The organism is Citrobacter sp. GW821-FHT07H02, assembly GCF_059418505.1.
On sequence record NZ_JBWKPZ010000007.1, the window covers coordinates 1 to 15,890 of the forward strand.

The window sequence follows — 15,890 nt, forward strand, 5'->3', positions numbered from 1 at the left end:
TTGAGCTAACCGATACTAATGAACCGTGAGGCTTAACCTTACAACGCCAAAGGTGTTTTGGTGGAAGAAAGACATCAATATCAGCTTGATACAGATTAAATTAATGTGTTCAGAGAACATGTTAATAAACAGAATTTGCCTGGCGGCTGTAGCGCGGTGGTCCCACCTGACCCCATGCCGAACTCAGAAGTGAAACGCCGTAGCGCCGATGGTAGTGTGGGGTCTCCCCATGCGAGAGTAGGGAACTGCCAGGCATCAAACAAGTGAAGAAGCCCATCCTGACGGATGGGCTTTTTTTCGTTTGTTTTTTTCCAGATAGGGTTATCCGGCAATACAAACCGTATCAAACCTCTTATTCCCCGGTATATGCCAGATTCAATAACGGATACGGTTTTCCAAGATCATCAACCTCTGAACGTCCCGTCACTGTAAATCCCATCTTCTTATAGAACCCAACAGCTTGTTCATTTTGCTCATTAACGTTGGTCGTTAATCTGGGGGCCAGCGTCAGCGCATGCTCGACCAGCGATTTCCCCACGCCACAGCCGCGAACATCAGGATCGACGAATAAGGCATCCATATGAGCACCGGTGAGCAGCATAAACCCGACAGGTTCATCCCGTTCTGTCACGGCTACCCATAATGGTGCTTCCGGTAAAAATGAACTGACCAACTCTTCCAGTTCAACGCGATAGTCCGCTGACAGGAAATCATGGGTGGCATCGACTGAACGACACCAGATGGCAATCAGTTTCTCGCCTTCATCACGCCGCGATCGGCGAATGCTAATAACCATATCTTCTCCTTTTATTTATGCTTATATTTTATCGTAGATACCGTCGTGAAACTTTCTCACCTTTAGCATGCAGGCTCGACATCCGTGCAATTTCTGGGTATCTTCAGCTATCTGGATGTCTAAACGTTTAAACGTGTGTAGTGAGGTTATCAGGTTATGCCGATTCGCGTACAGGACGAGCTGCCCGCCGTCAATTTCTTGCGTGAGGAAAACGTCTTTGTGATGACGACGTCTCGCGCTTCCGGTCAGGAAATTCGCCCTCTGAAGGTGCTTATTCTCAACCTGATGCCGAAGAAGATTGAAACGGAAAACCAGTTCCTGCGTCTGTTGTCGAACTCACCGCTTCAGGTTGATGTTCAATTACTGCGCATTGATGCTCGTGAGTCGCGTAATACGCCAGCGGAACATCTGAATAACTTTTACTGTGACTTTGACGATATTCGCGATCAGAACTTTGATGGTCTGATTGTGACCGGTGCGCCGCTGGGGCTGGTTGAATTTAATGATGTCGCTTATTGGCCGCAGATCAGGCAGGTACTGGAATGGGCGAAAGATCACGTCACCTCGACGTTGTTTGTCTGTTGGGCGGTGCAGGCTGCGCTGAATATCCTCTACGGGATCCCGAAGCAGACGCGCACAGATAAACTTTCTGGTGTTTATGAGCACCATATTCTTCATCCTCATGCGTTGCTGACTCGCGGATTCGATGATTCGTTCCTCGCCCCGCACTCACGTTATGCAGATTTCCCATCGGTGCTGATCCATGATTATACCGATCTTGAGATCCTGGCTGAAACTGAGGATGGTGATGCTTACCTGTTTGCCAGTAAAGATAAGCGAATTGCCTTTGTGACGGGTCATCCGGAATACGATGCGAATACGTTGGGCAGTGAATATTTTCGGGATGTTGAGGCGGGGCTAAACCCGGATGTACCGTACAACTATTTCCCGAAAAATGATCCGCAAAACAGGCCACGCGCAACATGGCGTAGCCATGGCAATTTGTTGTTCATCAACTGGCTCAACTATTACGTCTATCAGATCACGCCATATGATCTGCGTCACATGAATCCAACGCTGGATTAATCTTCTGTCGCTAACGATCCTAAAGCGTTTCAGCATGTTGAATCAGGCACCTTCGGGTGCCTTTTTTATTTCCGAAATGCACCTCATCGTGTAATTGAATTTTATTTTTACTGTTATCAATAAGTTAATCATAAATTAAATTAAAAATGGAAATTGTTTTTGATTTTGATTTTTAATTGAGTAGTCTTAGTTGTGCTGAACGAAAACCACACAACGATCCTTCGTTCGCATTGGGGGAAGTATTCGGATCCATGACGAGGAGCTGCACAATGAATCAACAGGCAACGACAACTGACGAATTGCTGTTTACCCGGCCATATGGCGAGCAAGAGAAGCACGTTTTGACCGCAGAAGCGGTGGAGTTTCTGACCGAGCTGGTGACGCGGTTTACGCCGAAGCGTAATAAACTGCTGGCCGCACGTATCCAGCAACAGCAGGATATCGACAATGGTAAGTTGCCTGATTTTATTTCGGAAACAGCTTCCATTCGTAATGGTGACTGGAAAATTCGTGGGATTCCCGAGGACTTACAAGATCGGCGCGTAGAAATTACCGGTCCTGTTGAGCGCAAAATGGTGATTAACGCCCTGAATGCTAACGTGAAGGTCTTCATGGCGGATTTTGAGGATTCCCTGGCGCCGGACTGGAATAAAGTCATCGATGGCCAAATTAACCTGCGCGACGCGGTCAATGGCACCATTAGCTACACCAATGAAGCCGGAAAAATCTACCAGCTCAAACCCGACCCTGCGTTACTGATTTGCCGCGTGCGCGGCCTGCATTTGCCGGAAAAACATGTCACCTGGCGTGGCGAAGCGATCCCGGGCAGCCTGTTTGATTTTGCCCTCTATTTCTTCCACAACTACAAAGCGTTGCTGGCAAAAGGCAGCGGTCCCTATTTCTACCTGCCGAAAACCCAGGCCTGGCAGGAAGCGGCGTGGTGGAGCGAAGTGTTCAGCTACGCTGAAGATCGTTTTAATCTGGCGCGGGGCACCATCAAAGCGACGTTATTGATTGAAACGCTGCCGGCAGTGTTCCAGATGGACGAAATCCTGCATGCGCTGCGTGACCATATTGTCGGTCTCAACTGTGGTCGCTGGGATTACATTTTCAGCTATATCAAAACGTTGAAAAATCACCCGGATCGTGTGCTGCCAGACCGCCAGGTGGTGACGATGGACAAACCGTTCCTCAGCGCTTACTCACGTCTGCTGATCAAAACCTGCCACAAGCGCGGTGCATTTGCGATGGGCGGCATGGCGGCGTTCATTCCGAGCAAAGATACCGCTCGCAATAATCAGGTGCTCAACAAGGTAAAAGCGGACAAATCGCTGGAAGCCAATAATGGCCACGACGGCACCTGGGTTGCCCACCCGGGCCTGGCGGATACCGCGATGGCGGTGTTTGATGAAATCCTCGGCGAGCATAAAAACCAACTGTTCGTCACGCGTGATGACGATGCGCCGATTACCGCCGAACAACTGCTGGCACCCTGTGAAGGTGAGCGTACTGAAGAGGGGATGCGCGCCAATATTCGCGTGGCGGTGCAGTACATCGAAGCGTGGATCTCCGGCAACGGCTGCGTACCGATTTACGGCCTGATGGAAGATGCCGCGACGGCGGAAATCTCCCGTACCTCTATCTGGCAGTGGATCCATCACGAGAAAACCCTCAGCAATGGCAAAGCCGTCACCAAAGCGCTGTTCCGCCAGATGCTGGCAGAAGAGATGCTGGTGATTCAGGAGGAACTCGGCGAGCACCGCTTTAGCAGCGGGCGTTTCGATGAAGCTGCTCGTCTGATGGAGCAGATCACCACCTCTGAGGAGTTAATCGACTTCCTGACCCTGCCAGGCTACCGCCTGCTGGCGTAAATGCCCTGGTTATTTTGTTCGCCATTTTGTACCCGGGCAGTGCGCAAACTGCCCGTGACCAAACTGCTTTCACCAATAACGCCTGGAAAACCAGGAGAATAATATGGAGCATCTGCACATGAAAACCCGTACTCAACAAATCGAAGAATTACAGAAAGAATGGACACAACCGCGCTGGGAAGGCATTCGTCGTCCTTATAGCGCGGAGGAAGTGGTGAAATTACGCGGTTCGGTCAATCCGGAATGCACGCTGGCACAGCTGGGTGCCGCCAAAATGTGGCGTCTGCTGCACGGCGAATCGAAAAAAGGCTACATCAATAGCCTCGGCGCGCTGACCGGTGGTCAGGCATTGCAGCAGGCGAAAGCCGGTATTGAAGCGGTCTATCTGTCTGGTTGGCAGGTGGCGGCGGATGCCAACCTGGCGTCGAGCATGTACCCGGATCAATCACTGTACCCGGCGAACTCCGTCCCGGCCGTGGTGGATCGGATCAACAACACTTTCCGTCGTGCGGATCAGATCCAGTGGTCCACCGGTATTGAACCCAACGATCCTCGCTATGTGGATTACTTCCTGCCGATCGTCGCCGATGCGGAAGCCGGGTTTGGCGGCGTGCTGAACGCATTTGAACTGATGAAATCGATGATTGAGGCCGGTGCAGCGGCTGTTCACTTCGAAGATCAGCTGGCGTCAGTGAAGAAATGTGGTCACATGGGCGGTAAGGTTCTGGTGCCGACGCAGGAAGCGATTCAAAAACTAGTGGCTGCGCGCCTGGCGGCCGATGTGATGGGCGTACCGACGCTGGTGATTGCGCGTACCGATGCAGACGCAGCAGACCTGATCACCTCAGACTGCGATCCCTATGACAGCGAATTCATTACCGGTGAGCGTACCAGTGAAGGTTTCTATCGTACGCACGCCGGTATCGAACAGGCAATCAGCCGTGGCCTGGCCTATGCGCCGTATGCGGATCTGGTGTGGTGCGAAACCTCCACGCCGGACCTCGAGCTGGCTAAACGTTTTGCTGATGCCATTCATGCGAAGTATCCGGGCAAACTGCTGGCCTACAACTGTTCTCCGTCGTTTAACTGGCAGAAGAAGCTGGACGACAAAACGATTGCCAGCTTCCAGCAGCAGTTGTCGGATATGGGCTACAAATACCAGTTCATCACGCTGGCAGGTATCCACAGCATGTGGTTCAACATGTTCGACCTCGCGCGTTCCTATGCGCAGGGTGAAGGCATGAAGCACTACGTCGAGAAGGTCCAGCAGCCGGAGTTCGCCGCAGGCAAAGACGGCTATACCTTCGTCTCGCATCAACAAGAAGTGGGTACCGGTTACTTCGACAAAGTCACCACCATTATTCAGGGGGGAGCCTCTTCGGTCACCGCACTGACGGGGTCCACTGAAGAATCTCAGTTCTGATGTAGCGCAAGCCGGATGGCGCATTTGCTTATCCGGCCTACGACAGCCTGTAGGCCGGATAAGGTGCTTGCACCGCCATCCGGCAACATCGTGCACTGAACGAGGTTGAATATGTCGCGTGGCCTGGAATTACTGATTGCTCAAACCATCCTGCAAGGCTTTGACGCGCAGTATGGTCGATTTCTGGAAGTGACGTCCGGCGCTCAACAGCGCTTTGAACAGGCCGACTGGCATGCGGTGCAGCAGGCAATGAAAAGCCGTATCCACCTTTACGATCACCATGTGGGTCTGGTCGTGGAACAGCTACGCTGTATCACTGGCGGCAAAACCACCGATGCGGCGTTTTTGCTGTGCGTCAAAGAACATTACACCCGGCTGTTGCCGGATTACCCGCGCTTCGAAATTGCGGAGAGCTTTTTTAACTCTGTCTATTGCCGGTTATTTGACCACCGCTCACTGACCCCCGAGCGGTTATTTATTTTTAGTTCTCAGCCGGAACGCCGTTTCCGCACGATTCCTCGTCCTCTGGCAAAAGATTTTTTTCCTGTGAATGGTTGGGAACCGCTATTAACGCGCGTGCTGAGCGATCTTCCACTTCGCTTACCCTGGCAGAACAAAAGTCGTGATATTCACTACATCATTGAGCATCTGACAGAGGCCTGCGGCGCGGAAGGGCTGCACCATTGTCATCTGCAGGTGGCAAACGAGCTGTTTTACCGCAATAAAGCCGCCTGGCTGGTGGGGAAGCTGATGACCCCGACAGGCACGCTGCCCTTTTTACTGCCGATTCACCGCACCGATGAAGGCGAGCTGTTTGTCGATACCTGCTTGACTACCACAGCAGAAGCCAGCATCGTATTTGGTTTTGCCCGCTCCTATTTTATGGTGTACGCGCCACTGCCTGCCGCGCTGGTTGAATGGCTACGCGAGATCCTGCCGGGCAAAACGACCGCGGAGCTGTATATGGCGATCGGCTGCCAGAAACATGCGAAAACCGAAAGCTATCGCGAGTACCTGTGGTATCTGGCAGAGTGCGATGAGTCGTTTATTGAAGCGCCAGGCATACGTGGTATGGTCATGCTGGTGTTTACCCTGCCAGGCTTCGACCGGGTCTTTAAAATCATCAAAGACAAGTTTGCTCCGCAAAAAGAGATGTCTGCCGCCCACGTGCGCGCCTGCTATCAGTTGGTTAAAGAGCATGACCGCGTGGGGCGTATGGCAGACACCCAGGAGTTTGAGAATTTCGTCCTCGAGAAGCGGCAAATTGATCCGGCATTAATGGCGCTATTCATGCAGGAGGTGCCAGAGAAAATCACCGATCTTGGCGATCGCATTGTCATCAGCCATTTGTACATTGAACGCCGTATGGTGCCGCTCAATATCTGGCTGGAGCAGGTAGAAGGCCAACAGCTGCGTGATGCGATTGAGGAGTACGGCAACGCGATTCGCCAGCTTGCTGCCGCCAATATTTTTCCCGGTGACATGTTGTTCAAAAACTTCGGCGTCACCCGCCACGGGCGCGTCGTGTTTTATGACTACGATGAAATTTGCTATATGACAGAAGTGAATTTCCGCACTATTCCGCCGCCGCGTTATCCGGAAGATGAGCTGGCCAGCGAACCGTGGTACAGCGTTTCGCCGGGCGATGTTTTTCCGGAGGAGTTTCGTTACTGGCTCTGCGCAGACCCCAGAATTGGGCCGTTGTTTGAAGAGATGCACGCCGACCTGTTTCGCGCCGACTACTGGCGTGCATTACAGACGCGAATTCGTGAGGGGCACGTGGAAGATGTTTACGCCTACCGCCGCCGTCAGCGGTTTAGCGTACGTTATAATCAGGCCGGATAAGTCATCCGTAGGCCTGATAAGCGTAGCGCCATCAGGCATTTCATCGACGGATGGCTGCGTAAAACGCTTTACCCAACTTAGCGGAATCCACCGTACGCCAGCGTCACCTCTTTCGCGGCTTTAATCGCCATGGCACCGAACTCAGTTACCCGGTCATCGGTGATGCGCGAAATCGGTCCGGAGATGGAAATCGCGGCAAACGGCTCGCGATGCTCGTCATAAATGCACGACGCCACGCAGCGTAAACCCAGCGCATGTTCTTCATCATCAAACGAATACCCGCGCTTACGCGTCTGGGCAAGGTCATCTTTAAGATGCACGGGCGACACCAGCGTGGCATGGGTATACGCGTGCAGCCCTTTACGGTGCAGTAAGCCGGTGACTTGTTCTTCGCTCAACTGCGATAAGAATGCTTTACCCGCGCCGGACGCGTGCATCGGCAGTTTGCCGCCGATAGGTGCAGACATACGCATCAGTTGGGTACATTGTACCTGGTCGATGATAATCGCCTGATGGTCGCTCTGGTCAAGCACCGCCAGGTTGACCGTTTCGCCGGAGTCTTCCATCAACTTGCGCAGGATCGGGTGGACAATTGCCAGCAGATTCCGGCTTTGCAAAAAACTGCTGCCAACGGTAAACGCATGAGCGCCTACTGCCCAGTGGCCCAGTTCACCGACCTGGCGCACAAATCCCTGTTGCTGCATGGTGGTTAACAAACGGTGAGTGGTTGAATTCGGTAAACCCGCCTGTTGCGCCAGTTCGGTTAGCGCAACGCTACCGTTAGACTCAGCAATCCATTCCAGCAGCTTCAGTCCACGGGTGAGAGACTGAACCTGTCCGGTCGCGGGGGTCGTAGCAGCCGCGGGTTTTCTACCGCGTTTTGCGGGAACAGGGGCAACCATAGCCGTCTCCTTTTCTGTATCGTGGAAATCATTTTCGTTTTATTTAATTATAATGCAAGAATTCCTGTACTGATCGGATGAGTGAAGCTGAACATGTCTCATGTTGCCCGCTGTTTGCTTTTCCGTCACATCAGTTTGTGCCAGTATGGTTTGTTGGCCATTTCTGGTCTGGGTTGAGCGTTGTCGGGAGCGAGTGTGAGCAGCAAAGTTGAACAATTACGTCAGCAGTTAAAAGAACGTATTCTGGTGCTGGACGGCGGTATGGGCACCATGATCCAGGGCTATCGTCTGAGTGAAGAGGATTTCCGCGGCGAACGTTTTGCCGACTGGCCGTGCGACCTCAAAGGCAACAACGATCTGTTAGTGCTGAGCAAACCGGAGGTGATAACCGCGATTCATAACGCCTACTTTGAAGCGGGCGCGGATATCATCGAAACCAACACCTTCAACTCCACGACTATCGCGATGGCGGATTACCAGATGGAATCCCTGTCAGCGGAAATCAACTTTGCCGCGGCAAAACTGGCGCGTGCCTGCGCCGACGAGTGGACGGCGCGCACGCCGGAAAAACCACGCTATGTGGCGGGCGTTCTCGGCCCAACCAACCGTACGGCGTCCATCTCGCCAGACGTTAACGATCCGGCATTCCGTAATATCACCTTTGATCAGTTGGTGGCGGCTTACCGTGAATCCACCAAAGCGCTGGTGGAGGGCGGTAGTGACCTGATCCTGATTGAAACCGTATTTGATACGCTCAACGCCAAAGCCGCTATTTTTGCGGTGAAAGAAGAGTTTGAAGCGCTGGGCGTTGAACTGCCCATTATGATCTCCGGCACCATCACCGACGCCTCCGGGCGCACGCTCTCCGGCCAAACGACGGAAGCGTTCTACAACTCCCTGCGCCATGCCGAAGCGCTCACCTTTGGCCTCAACTGTGCGCTGGGGCCGGACGAACTGCGCCAGTATGTGCAGGAGTTGTCGCGTATCGCCGAATGCTACGTCACTGCGCACCCGAACGCCGGACTACCGAACGCCTTTGGCGAATATGACCTTGATGCTGACACGATGGCGGTTCAGATTCGCGAATGGGCGACAGCGGGCTTCCTGAATATCGTCGGCGGCTGCTGCGGTACCACGCCGGAACACATTGCGGCGATGAGTCGTGCGGTTGCAGGGTTACCGCCGCGCCAGCTTCCGGAAATTCCGGTGGCCTGCCGTCTTGCCGGGCTTGAGCCGCTCAACATCGGCGCGGACAGCCTGTTTGTCAACGTGGGCGAACGGACCAACGTGACCGGTTCCGCTAAATTCAAACGCCTGATCAAAGAAGAGAAATACAGCGAAGCGCTGGAAGTGGCGTTGCAGCAGGTGGAAAGCGGCGCACAGATTATCGACATCAACATGGATGAGGGGATGCTTGACGCCGAAGCGGCGATGGTGCGTTTCCTTAGCCTGATCGCCGGAGAGCCGGACATCGCTCGCGTGCCGATCATGATCGACTCCTCGAAATGGGACGTCATCGAAAAAGGGCTGAAGTGCATTCAGGGCAAAGGCATCGTTAACTCCATCTCGATGAAAGAGGGGGTAGAGACCTTTACCCATCACGCGAAGTTGCTGCGTCGTTACGGGGCGGCGGTAGTTGTGATGGCCTTTGATGAACAGGGCCAGGCCGATACCCGCGCGCGCAAAATCGAGATCTGCCGTCGGGCGTACAAAATCCTCACCGAAGAGGTCGGTTTCCCGCCAGAAGATATCATCTTTGACCCGAACATCTTCGCGGTGGCGACCGGTATCGAAGAGCACAACAACTACGCGCAGGATTTCATTGGCGCCTGCGAAGACATTAAACGCGAGTTGCCGCATGCATTGATCTCCGGTGGCGTCTCTAACGTCTCGTTCTCGTTCCGTGGAAATGACCCGGTACGCGAAGCGATCCACGCGGTATTCCTCTATTACGCCATTCGTAACGGGATGGATATGGGGATCGTCAACGCCGGGCAACTGGCGATTTACGACGACTTGCCTGCCGACCTGCGCGACGCGGTGGAAGATGTGATCCTCAACCGTCGTGACGACGGCACCGAACGTCTGCTGGAGCTGGCGGAAAAATACCGCGGCAGCAAAACGGATGATTCTGCTAACGTCCAGCAGGCCGAATGGCGTAGCTGGGACGTAAAAAAACGCCTCGAATATTCACTGGTGAAAGGTATCACCGAGTTCATTGAGCTGGATACTGAAGAAGCGCGCCAGCAGGCGGCACGCCCGATTGAAGTCATTGAAGGCCCGCTGATGGATGGCATGAACGTGGTCGGCGACCTGTTCGGCGAAGGGAAAATGTTCCTGCCGCAGGTGGTGAAATCCGCTCGCGTGATGAAGCAAGCGGTGGCTTACCTTGAACCGTATATCGAGGCCAGCAAAGAGAAAGGCTCCAGCAACGGTAAAATGGTCATCGCCACCGTAAAAGGCGACGTACACGACATCGGTAAAAACATCGTCGGCGTGGTGTTGCAGTGTAATAACTACGAAATTGTTGATTTGGGCGTGATGGTTCCGGCGGAGAAAATCCTCAGAACCGCCAGAGAAGTGAACGCGGATTTGATTGGTCTTTCCGGGCTGATTACTCCGTCGCTCGATGAGATGGTCAACGTGGCGAAGGAGATGGAGCGTCAGGGCTTTACCATTCCGCTGCTGATTGGCGGCGCGACTACTTCGAAAGCGCACACGGCGGTGAAAATCGAGCAGAACTACAGCGGTCCGACGGTCTATGTGCAGAACGCGTCGCGCACCGTTGGCGTGGTGGCGGCCCTACTCTCCGACACGCAGCGTGATGACTTTGTCGCCCGTACCCGTAAAGAGTACGAAACCGTGCGTATCCAGCACGGGCGCAAGAAACCGCGCACGCCGCCGGTCACGCTGGCGGCAGCGCGTGACAACGATCTGGCGTTCGACTGGGCAAGCTACACGCCGCCAGTGGCGCATCGTCTGGGCGTACAGGAAGTCGAAGCCAGTATTGAAACCCTGCGCAATTACATCGACTGGACACCGTTCTTTATGACCTGGTCGCTGGCCGGTAAATATCCGCGTATCCTGGAAGATGAGGTCGTGGGCGAAGAAGCGCAGCGCCTGTTTAAAGATGCCAACGATATGCTCGATATGTTAAGTGCGGAGAAATCCCTTAACCCGCGCGGCGTGGTGGGGCTGTTTCCGGCAAACCGCGTCGGAGATGACATCGAAATCTATCGTGACGAGACGCGTACTCATGTGCAGGCGGTCAGCCACCATCTCCGCCAGCAAACCGAGAAAGTGGGTTTCGCCAACTACTGCTTGTCTGACTTTGTGGCGCCGAAACTGAGTGGTAAAGCGGATTACATCGGTGCCTTTGCCGTCACTGGTGGGCTGGAAGAAGATGCGCTGGCCGATGCATTTGAAGCCCAGCACGACGACTACAACAAGATTATGGTGAAAGCGATTTCTGACCGCCTGGCGGAGGCCTTCGCGGAATATCTGCATGAGCGCGTGCGTAAAGTCTACTGGGGTTATGCGGCCCACGAGAACCTCAGCAATGAGGAGCTGATCCGCGAAAACTACCAGGGTATCCGCCCGGCTCCAGGCTATCCGGCCTGTCCTGAACACACGGAGAAAGGCACAATTTGGGAACTGCTGGAGGTGGAAAAACACACCGGCATGAAGCTCACCGAATCTTTCGCCATGTGGCCGGGGGCGTCGGTGTCGGGCTGGTACTTCAGCCATCCGGATAGCAAGTACTATGCCGTCGCGCAGATTCAACGCGATCAGGTGGAGGACTATGCGCTGCGCAAAGGTATGCCGGTTGCCGAGGTCGAGCGCTGGTTAGCACCAAATCTGGGATATGACGCAGATTAATTCATAAAACATCTACTTTCCTTACCACTTATAAGGCGCTCTTTGAGCGCCTTATCTCTTTATTGATGGTAAACCCTTATACTGGAAGAAGGTTCATGAGCGTTGCTTGCCGGATGGCGGCGTAAACGCCTTATCCAGCCTACCGGGGGTATTTGTAGGCCTGATAAGCGCAGCGCCATCAGGCATGATGCCGGTGCCATGAACCTCAGGAACATATAAATATAAGGAGAACCTGATTCCGTGTTAACTCTGTTGCACCTACTTTCTGCAGTTGCTCTGTTGGTGTGGGGCACTCACATTGTGCGTACCGGCGTGATGCGTGTTTTTGGCGCGCGTCTGCGTACTGTTCTCAGCCGTAGCGTTGAAAAGAAACCGCTCGCCTTCTGCGCGGGCATTGGCGTGACTGCGCTGGTACAAAGCAGTAACGCCACGACCATGCTGGTGACCTCATTTGTCGCCCAGGATCTTGTCGCCCTAACGCCCGCGTTGGTGATTGTATTAGGCGCAGATGTGGGGACCGCGCTGATGGCGCGTATCCTGACCTTCGATTTGTCCTGGCTGTCGCCGTTGCTGATTTTCATCGGCGTGATCTTCTTTTTGGGGCGTAAACAGTCCCGGGTTGGGCAACTGGGGAGGGTAGGGATCGGCCTTGGTCTGATTCTGCTGGCACTGGAATTGATTGTGCAGGCGGTGACGCCGATCACGCAGGCCAACGGGGTACAGGTGATATTCGCCTCGTTAACCGGCGATATCATGCTGGATGCGCTGATTGGCGCACTGTTCGCCATTATCAGTTATTCCAGCCTGGCGGCGGTGCTGTTGACGGCAACCCTGACGGCGGCGGGGATTATTTCGTTCCCGGTGGCGCTCTGTCTGGTGATCGGCGCCAACCTCGGTTCCGGCCTGCTGGCGATGCTCAACAACAGCGCGGCTAATGCGGCGGCGCGTCGTGTGGCGCTCGGCAGTTTGTTGTTCAAGCTGGTGGGGAGTCTGCTGATTCTGCCGTTTGTGCACATGCTGGCGAACGCGATGGATGAACTGCCGCTGCCTAAATCTGAACTGGTGATCTACTTCCACGTCTTTTACAACCTGGTGCGTTGTCTGGCCATGGTGCCCTTTGCCGAGTCGATGGCGCGATTTTGTAAGCGTATTATTCGCGACGAACCGGAACTGGATGGTCACCTGAAACCGAAACATCTGGATGTCAGCTCCCTGGACACGCCGACCCTTGCACTGGCCAATGCCGCGCGTGAAGCGCTGCGTATTGGCGATGCCATGGAGCAGATGATGGAAGGGCTTAAGCGTGTGATGCACGGTGAGCCGCGCGAAGAGAAAGAGCTTCGCAAGATGGCGGATGATATCAACGTGCTGTATACCGCGATCAAGCTCTATCTGGCGCGGATGCCAAAAGAGGAACTGGCGGAAGAAGAATCTCGCCGCTGGGCTGAAATCATCGAAATGTCACTCAACCTGGAGCAGGCCTCCGATATCGTCGAACGGATGGGGAGCGAGATTGCCGACAAATCACTGGCGGCGCGCCGGGCCTTCTCCGTGGAAGGGCTGAAGGAACTGGATGCACTGTACGACCAGTTGCTCAATAACCTGCGACTGGCGATGTCGGTCTTCTTCTCAGGAGATGTGACGACCGCGCGTCGTCTGCGCCGGAGTAAACATCGTTTTCGTATCCTCAATCGCCGTTACTCTCATGCTCACGTTGACCGTCTGCACCAGCAGAACGTACAAAGCATTGAAACCAGCTCACTGCACCTGGGCCTGCTGGGGGATATGCAGCGTCTCAATTCACTGTTCTGTTCCGTCGCCTATAACGTGCTGGAGCAGGCGGATGAAGACGACGAGCGGGATGATTATTGATAAAACCGGAAACCTGATACGCATCGCGCTGTCAGGTTTCCGACTCACTCACGAATAACCCCCACGACTGAAAAGCGCCGTAGATCACATTTATCGCCAATGTGTTGCGCCACGATTATTTTTTCTCGCCCGCAAGGTGAGGTATATTTCGCTTTTACAGGAGAATTTATGTTGCCCGACTCATCCATCCGATTAAATAAATACATCAGCGAAAGTGGAATTTGCTCCCGTCGCGAGGCCGATCGTTATATCGAACAAGGCAACGTTTTCCTGAACGGTAAACGCGCCACCATTGGCGATCAGGTAAACCCTGGCGACGTTGTAAAAGTTAACGGTCAGTTGATTGAGCCGCGCGAAGCAGAAGATCTGGTGCTTATCGCCCTGAACAAACCGGTAGGCATTGTCAGCACCACGGAAGATGGCGAGCGTGACAACATCGTCGACTTTGTTAACCATAGCAAACGCGTATTCCCGATTGGTCGTCTGGACAAAGACTCACAGGGGCTGATCTTCCTCACCAACCACGGCGATCTGGTCAATAAAATCCTGCGCGCCGGTAACGATCACGAAAAAGAGTATCTGGTCACGGTGGATAAACCAGTGACGGATGAGTTTGTCAGTGGGATGGCGGCAGGGGTACCGATTCTTGGCACGGTCACCAAGAAGTGCAAAGTGAAAAAAGAAGCCCCGTTTGTCTTCCGTATCACGCTGGTGCAGGGGCTGAACCGCCAGATCCGCCGTATGTGCGAGCACTTTGGCTACGAAGTCAAAAAGCTGGAGCGTACGCGGATCATGAACGTCAGCTTAAGCGGTATTCCGCTGGGTGAATGGCGTGATTTAACCGATGACGAACTGATTGACCTCTTCAAGCTTATCGAAGGATCCTCTTCCGAGGCGAAGCCAAAAGCGAAAGCGAAGCCTAAAACGGCGGGCATCAAACGCCCGGTAGTGAAGATGGAAAAAACCAACGAGAAAGCACGCCCGGCGTCAAACGGTAAACGTTTTACGGCGCCGGGACGTAAGAAGAAAGGGCGCTAGTTAGCGTTTACCGCGCGTTGGCGTATTAGCCGACCAGGAAAAAGATGCCTCGGCATTCGGTTTATAAGCCTGCTTTTTCTTCAACTGGCGGGCTTTTTTTGCTTCTGCTTCCCGCAGCGCCATCAGTTTGTCGATGTATTCCTTTTTCACGCTGTTGGTCTCCGCGTTAGTCAACGGACGACCGTGTGCAATGCGGGCGCGGTCCAGCAGCGTTTTCAGTTCACGCTGTTCGCGTTCAGTCATCTCTTTTTGGGTAATGCGGGGGAGTGCCATAGGTGTGCCCTCAGTCAGCCAGATGACCCAGTGTACGGTAATTTGCACAAAAGAAACTAATCCTGAAAGACCCTCGCAAATTATTTATTCCTGACGTGACGAATCATCATCCCTCCACTAGCGTACCGGTAATGCTGTGAAGGCGCCTCTCTCAGCATATTTTCATCTATGTATGTATAAAATTTTATACAGGGACGTGGTATGCTTTCTAAAAGGCCTTTGTTAAAGCCCATTGCCTGGGTTGGTAGTGCATTGGATGATTTATGTAGCTTTCCTGAAACGGTACGTAAAGATGCGGGGTATCAGTTACACCGCTTACAGGCAGGTCTGGAAGCAATGGATTGGAAATCCATGCCAGAGATAGGGCGGGGCGTTGAAGAGATCAGGTTGCGACACACTGTGGGGAGTTACCGGATCATTTATTGTGCTCGTGTTGGCGCTGCCTTGTATGTCCTGCACTCTTTCTGTAAGAAAACACAGCGCACTTCTGAGCATGACAAACATATCGCAAAAGTGCGTTATCAGGCAGTAATGCGTCAATGTAAGGGGCATCAATGAGTAACGCAATTGACAGTAAAATTCGGCACATCACATCGCCGGATGCCAATATTTTTACTGAACTGGGTTTTGCTGAACCCGCCGCACAAATGCTTCAGCAGGATGCTGAGCGCGAGGTAGAGCAACTTATTAACCTAAAAAAACAACTTATGCAGGAGATTTCGAGCTGGATTGGCGAGCATCAGCTAAAACAGGCCGAGGTCGCCATGAAGTTAAACATTTCGCGACCGAGGGTTTCGGATGTGGTGAATCAGAAAACCAGCAAATTTACGCTGGATGCGCTGGTAATGATGCTGGTTAAGCTGGGAAAGCCTGTAACGCTCCAGATAGGCTAGCAAGCCCGGCAA

The 15,890-nt window shown here is 53.4% G+C and carries 12 protein-coding genes, 1 rRNA gene and 1 pseudogene; 10 read left to right on the top strand and 4 right to left on the bottom strand.

Translation table 11 applies throughout. The features are described from left to right. Positions 1-138: 138 nt before the first annotated feature. Positions 139-254: ribosomal RNA gene (gene rrf, locus AC07NP_RS09845) — 5S ribosomal RNA — on the top strand. Positions 255-352: 98 nt separating this feature from the next. On the opposite strand, the gene AC07NP_RS09850 is transcribed toward rrf, so the two are convergent. After that, the gene (locus AC07NP_RS09850) at positions 353-796 is read right to left on the bottom strand and encodes an acetyltransferase (RefSeq protein WP_494660357.1); all 444 of its coding nucleotides are present in this window, start codon (positions 794-796) and stop codon (positions 353-355) included. 156 nt (positions 797-952) lie between these two features. Between AC07NP_RS09850 and metA the strand changes: the two genes are divergently transcribed. The 4 genes from metA to aceK all read left to right on the top strand — a co-directional run bounded on the left by metA (position 953) and on the right by aceK (position 7,021). Continuing rightward, positions 953-1,882 carry a homoserine O-succinyltransferase MetA gene (gene metA, locus AC07NP_RS09855; RefSeq protein ID WP_494660358.1) on the top strand — a complete coding sequence of 310 codons (930 nt, stop codon included), beginning with the start codon at positions 953-955 and terminating at the stop codon, positions 1,880-1,882. A 269-nt stretch (positions 1,883-2,151) separates the two neighbouring features. After that, complete coding sequence (gene aceB, locus AC07NP_RS09860; protein ID WP_494660359.1) at positions 2,152-3,753, top strand: malate synthase A; 1,602 nt, start codon at positions 2,152-2,154, stop codon at positions 3,751-3,753. Between the two features lie 118 nt (positions 3,754-3,871). Beyond that, on the top strand, positions 3,872-5,176 hold the full coding sequence (gene aceA, locus AC07NP_RS09865; protein ID WP_494660437.1) for an isocitrate lyase: 1,305 nt from the start codon (positions 3,872-3,874) through the stop codon (positions 5,174-5,176). Positions 5,177-5,287: 111 nt separating this feature from the next. Then, positions 5,288-7,021, top strand: coding sequence for a bifunctional isocitrate dehydrogenase kinase/phosphatase (aceK, locus tag AC07NP_RS09870; RefSeq protein ID WP_494660360.1), 1,734 nt, complete (start codon positions 5,288-5,290; stop codon positions 7,019-7,021). 77 nt (positions 7,022-7,098) lie between these two features. On the opposite strand, the gene iclR is transcribed toward aceK, so the two are convergent. After that, entirely contained in the window at positions 7,099-7,923 is an 825-nt protein-coding gene (gene iclR / locus AC07NP_RS09875; RefSeq protein WP_203359321.1) for a glyoxylate bypass operon transcriptional repressor IclR, read from the bottom strand. A 195-nt stretch (positions 7,924-8,118) separates the two neighbouring features. Here iclR and metH point away from each other — a divergent pair, with 195 nt between their 5' ends. Next, a complete protein-coding gene (gene metH / locus AC07NP_RS09880; RefSeq protein ID WP_494660361.1) occupies positions 8,119-11,802 on the top strand; it encodes a methionine synthase in 3,684 nt (1,227 codons plus the stop codon). A gap of 93 nt (positions 11,803-11,895) precedes the next feature. Here the strand turns inward: metH and AC07NP_RS09885 are convergent. Then, positions 11,896-11,991 (bottom strand): annotated as a pseudogene (locus AC07NP_RS09885) (hypothetical protein); the annotation flags it as partial. A gap of 51 nt (positions 11,992-12,042) precedes the next feature. On the opposite strand from AC07NP_RS09885, the gene AC07NP_RS09890 reads away from it, so the two are divergent. Together AC07NP_RS09890 and rluF are read left to right on the top strand one after the other, a co-directional pair. Then, positions 12,043-13,674, top strand: coding sequence for a Na/Pi cotransporter family protein (locus tag AC07NP_RS09890; protein ID WP_494660362.1), 1,632 nt, complete (start codon positions 12,043-12,045; stop codon positions 13,672-13,674). Positions 13,675-13,842: 168 nt separating this feature from the next. Beyond that, positions 13,843-14,712, top strand: a complete 870-nt coding sequence (gene rluF, locus AC07NP_RS09895; RefSeq protein WP_203359318.1) for a 23S rRNA pseudouridine(2604) synthase RluF — start codon at positions 13,843-13,845, stop codon at positions 14,710-14,712. On the opposite strand, the gene AC07NP_RS09900 is transcribed toward rluF, so the two are convergent. Next, positions 14,713-14,985, bottom strand: coding sequence for a YjbD family protein (locus AC07NP_RS09900; RefSeq protein ID WP_494660438.1), 273 nt, complete (start codon positions 14,983-14,985; stop codon positions 14,713-14,715). Between the two features lie 201 nt (positions 14,986-15,186). On the opposite strand from AC07NP_RS09900, the gene AC07NP_RS09905 reads away from it, so the two are divergent. Both AC07NP_RS09905 and AC07NP_RS09910 read left to right on the top strand, forming a co-directional pair. Then, positions 15,187-15,543, top strand: a complete 357-nt coding sequence (locus AC07NP_RS09905; protein ID WP_494660363.1) for a type II toxin-antitoxin system RelE/ParE family toxin — start codon at positions 15,187-15,189, stop codon at positions 15,541-15,543. Continuing rightward, positions 15,540-15,878, top strand: a complete 339-nt coding sequence (locus tag AC07NP_RS09910) for a helix-turn-helix domain-containing protein (protein WP_203359316.1) — start codon at positions 15,540-15,542, stop codon at positions 15,876-15,878. The genes AC07NP_RS09905 and AC07NP_RS09910 overlap by 4 nt, the downstream gene beginning before the upstream one ends. The last annotated feature ends 12 nt before the right edge of the window (positions 15,879-15,890 follow it).

Excerpts from the sequence above, each read along its gene's own strand:
- AC07NP_RS09850 (WP_494660357.1), bottom strand. The coding sequence starts at position 796 with ATGGTTATTAGCATTCGCCGATCGCGGCGTGATGAAGGCGAGAAACTG.
- metA (WP_494660358.1), top strand. The coding sequence starts at position 953 with ATGCCGATTCGCGTACAGGACGAGCTGCCCGCCGTCAATTTCTTGCGT.
- aceB (WP_494660359.1), top strand. The coding sequence starts at position 2,152 with ATGAATCAACAGGCAACGACAACTGACGAATTGCTGTTTACCCGGCCA.
- aceA (WP_494660437.1), top strand. The coding sequence starts at position 3,872 with ATGAAAACCCGTACTCAACAAATCGAAGAATTACAGAAAGAATGGACA.
- aceK (WP_494660360.1), top strand. The coding sequence starts at position 5,288 with ATGTCGCGTGGCCTGGAATTACTGATTGCTCAAACCATCCTGCAAGGC.
- iclR (WP_203359321.1), bottom strand. The coding sequence starts at position 7,923 with ATGGTTGCCCCTGTTCCCGCAAAACGCGGTAGAAAACCCGCGGCTGCT.
- rluF (WP_203359318.1), top strand. The coding sequence starts at position 13,843 with ATGTTGCCCGACTCATCCATCCGATTAAATAAATACATCAGCGAAAGT.
- AC07NP_RS09900 (WP_494660438.1), bottom strand. The coding sequence starts at position 14,985 with ATGGCACTCCCCCGCATTACCCAAAAAGAGATGACTGAACGCGAACAG.
- AC07NP_RS09905 (WP_494660363.1), top strand. The coding sequence starts at position 15,187 with ATGCTTTCTAAAAGGCCTTTGTTAAAGCCCATTGCCTGGGTTGGTAGT.
- AC07NP_RS09910 (WP_203359316.1), top strand. The coding sequence starts at position 15,540 with ATGAGTAACGCAATTGACAGTAAAATTCGGCACATCACATCGCCGGAT.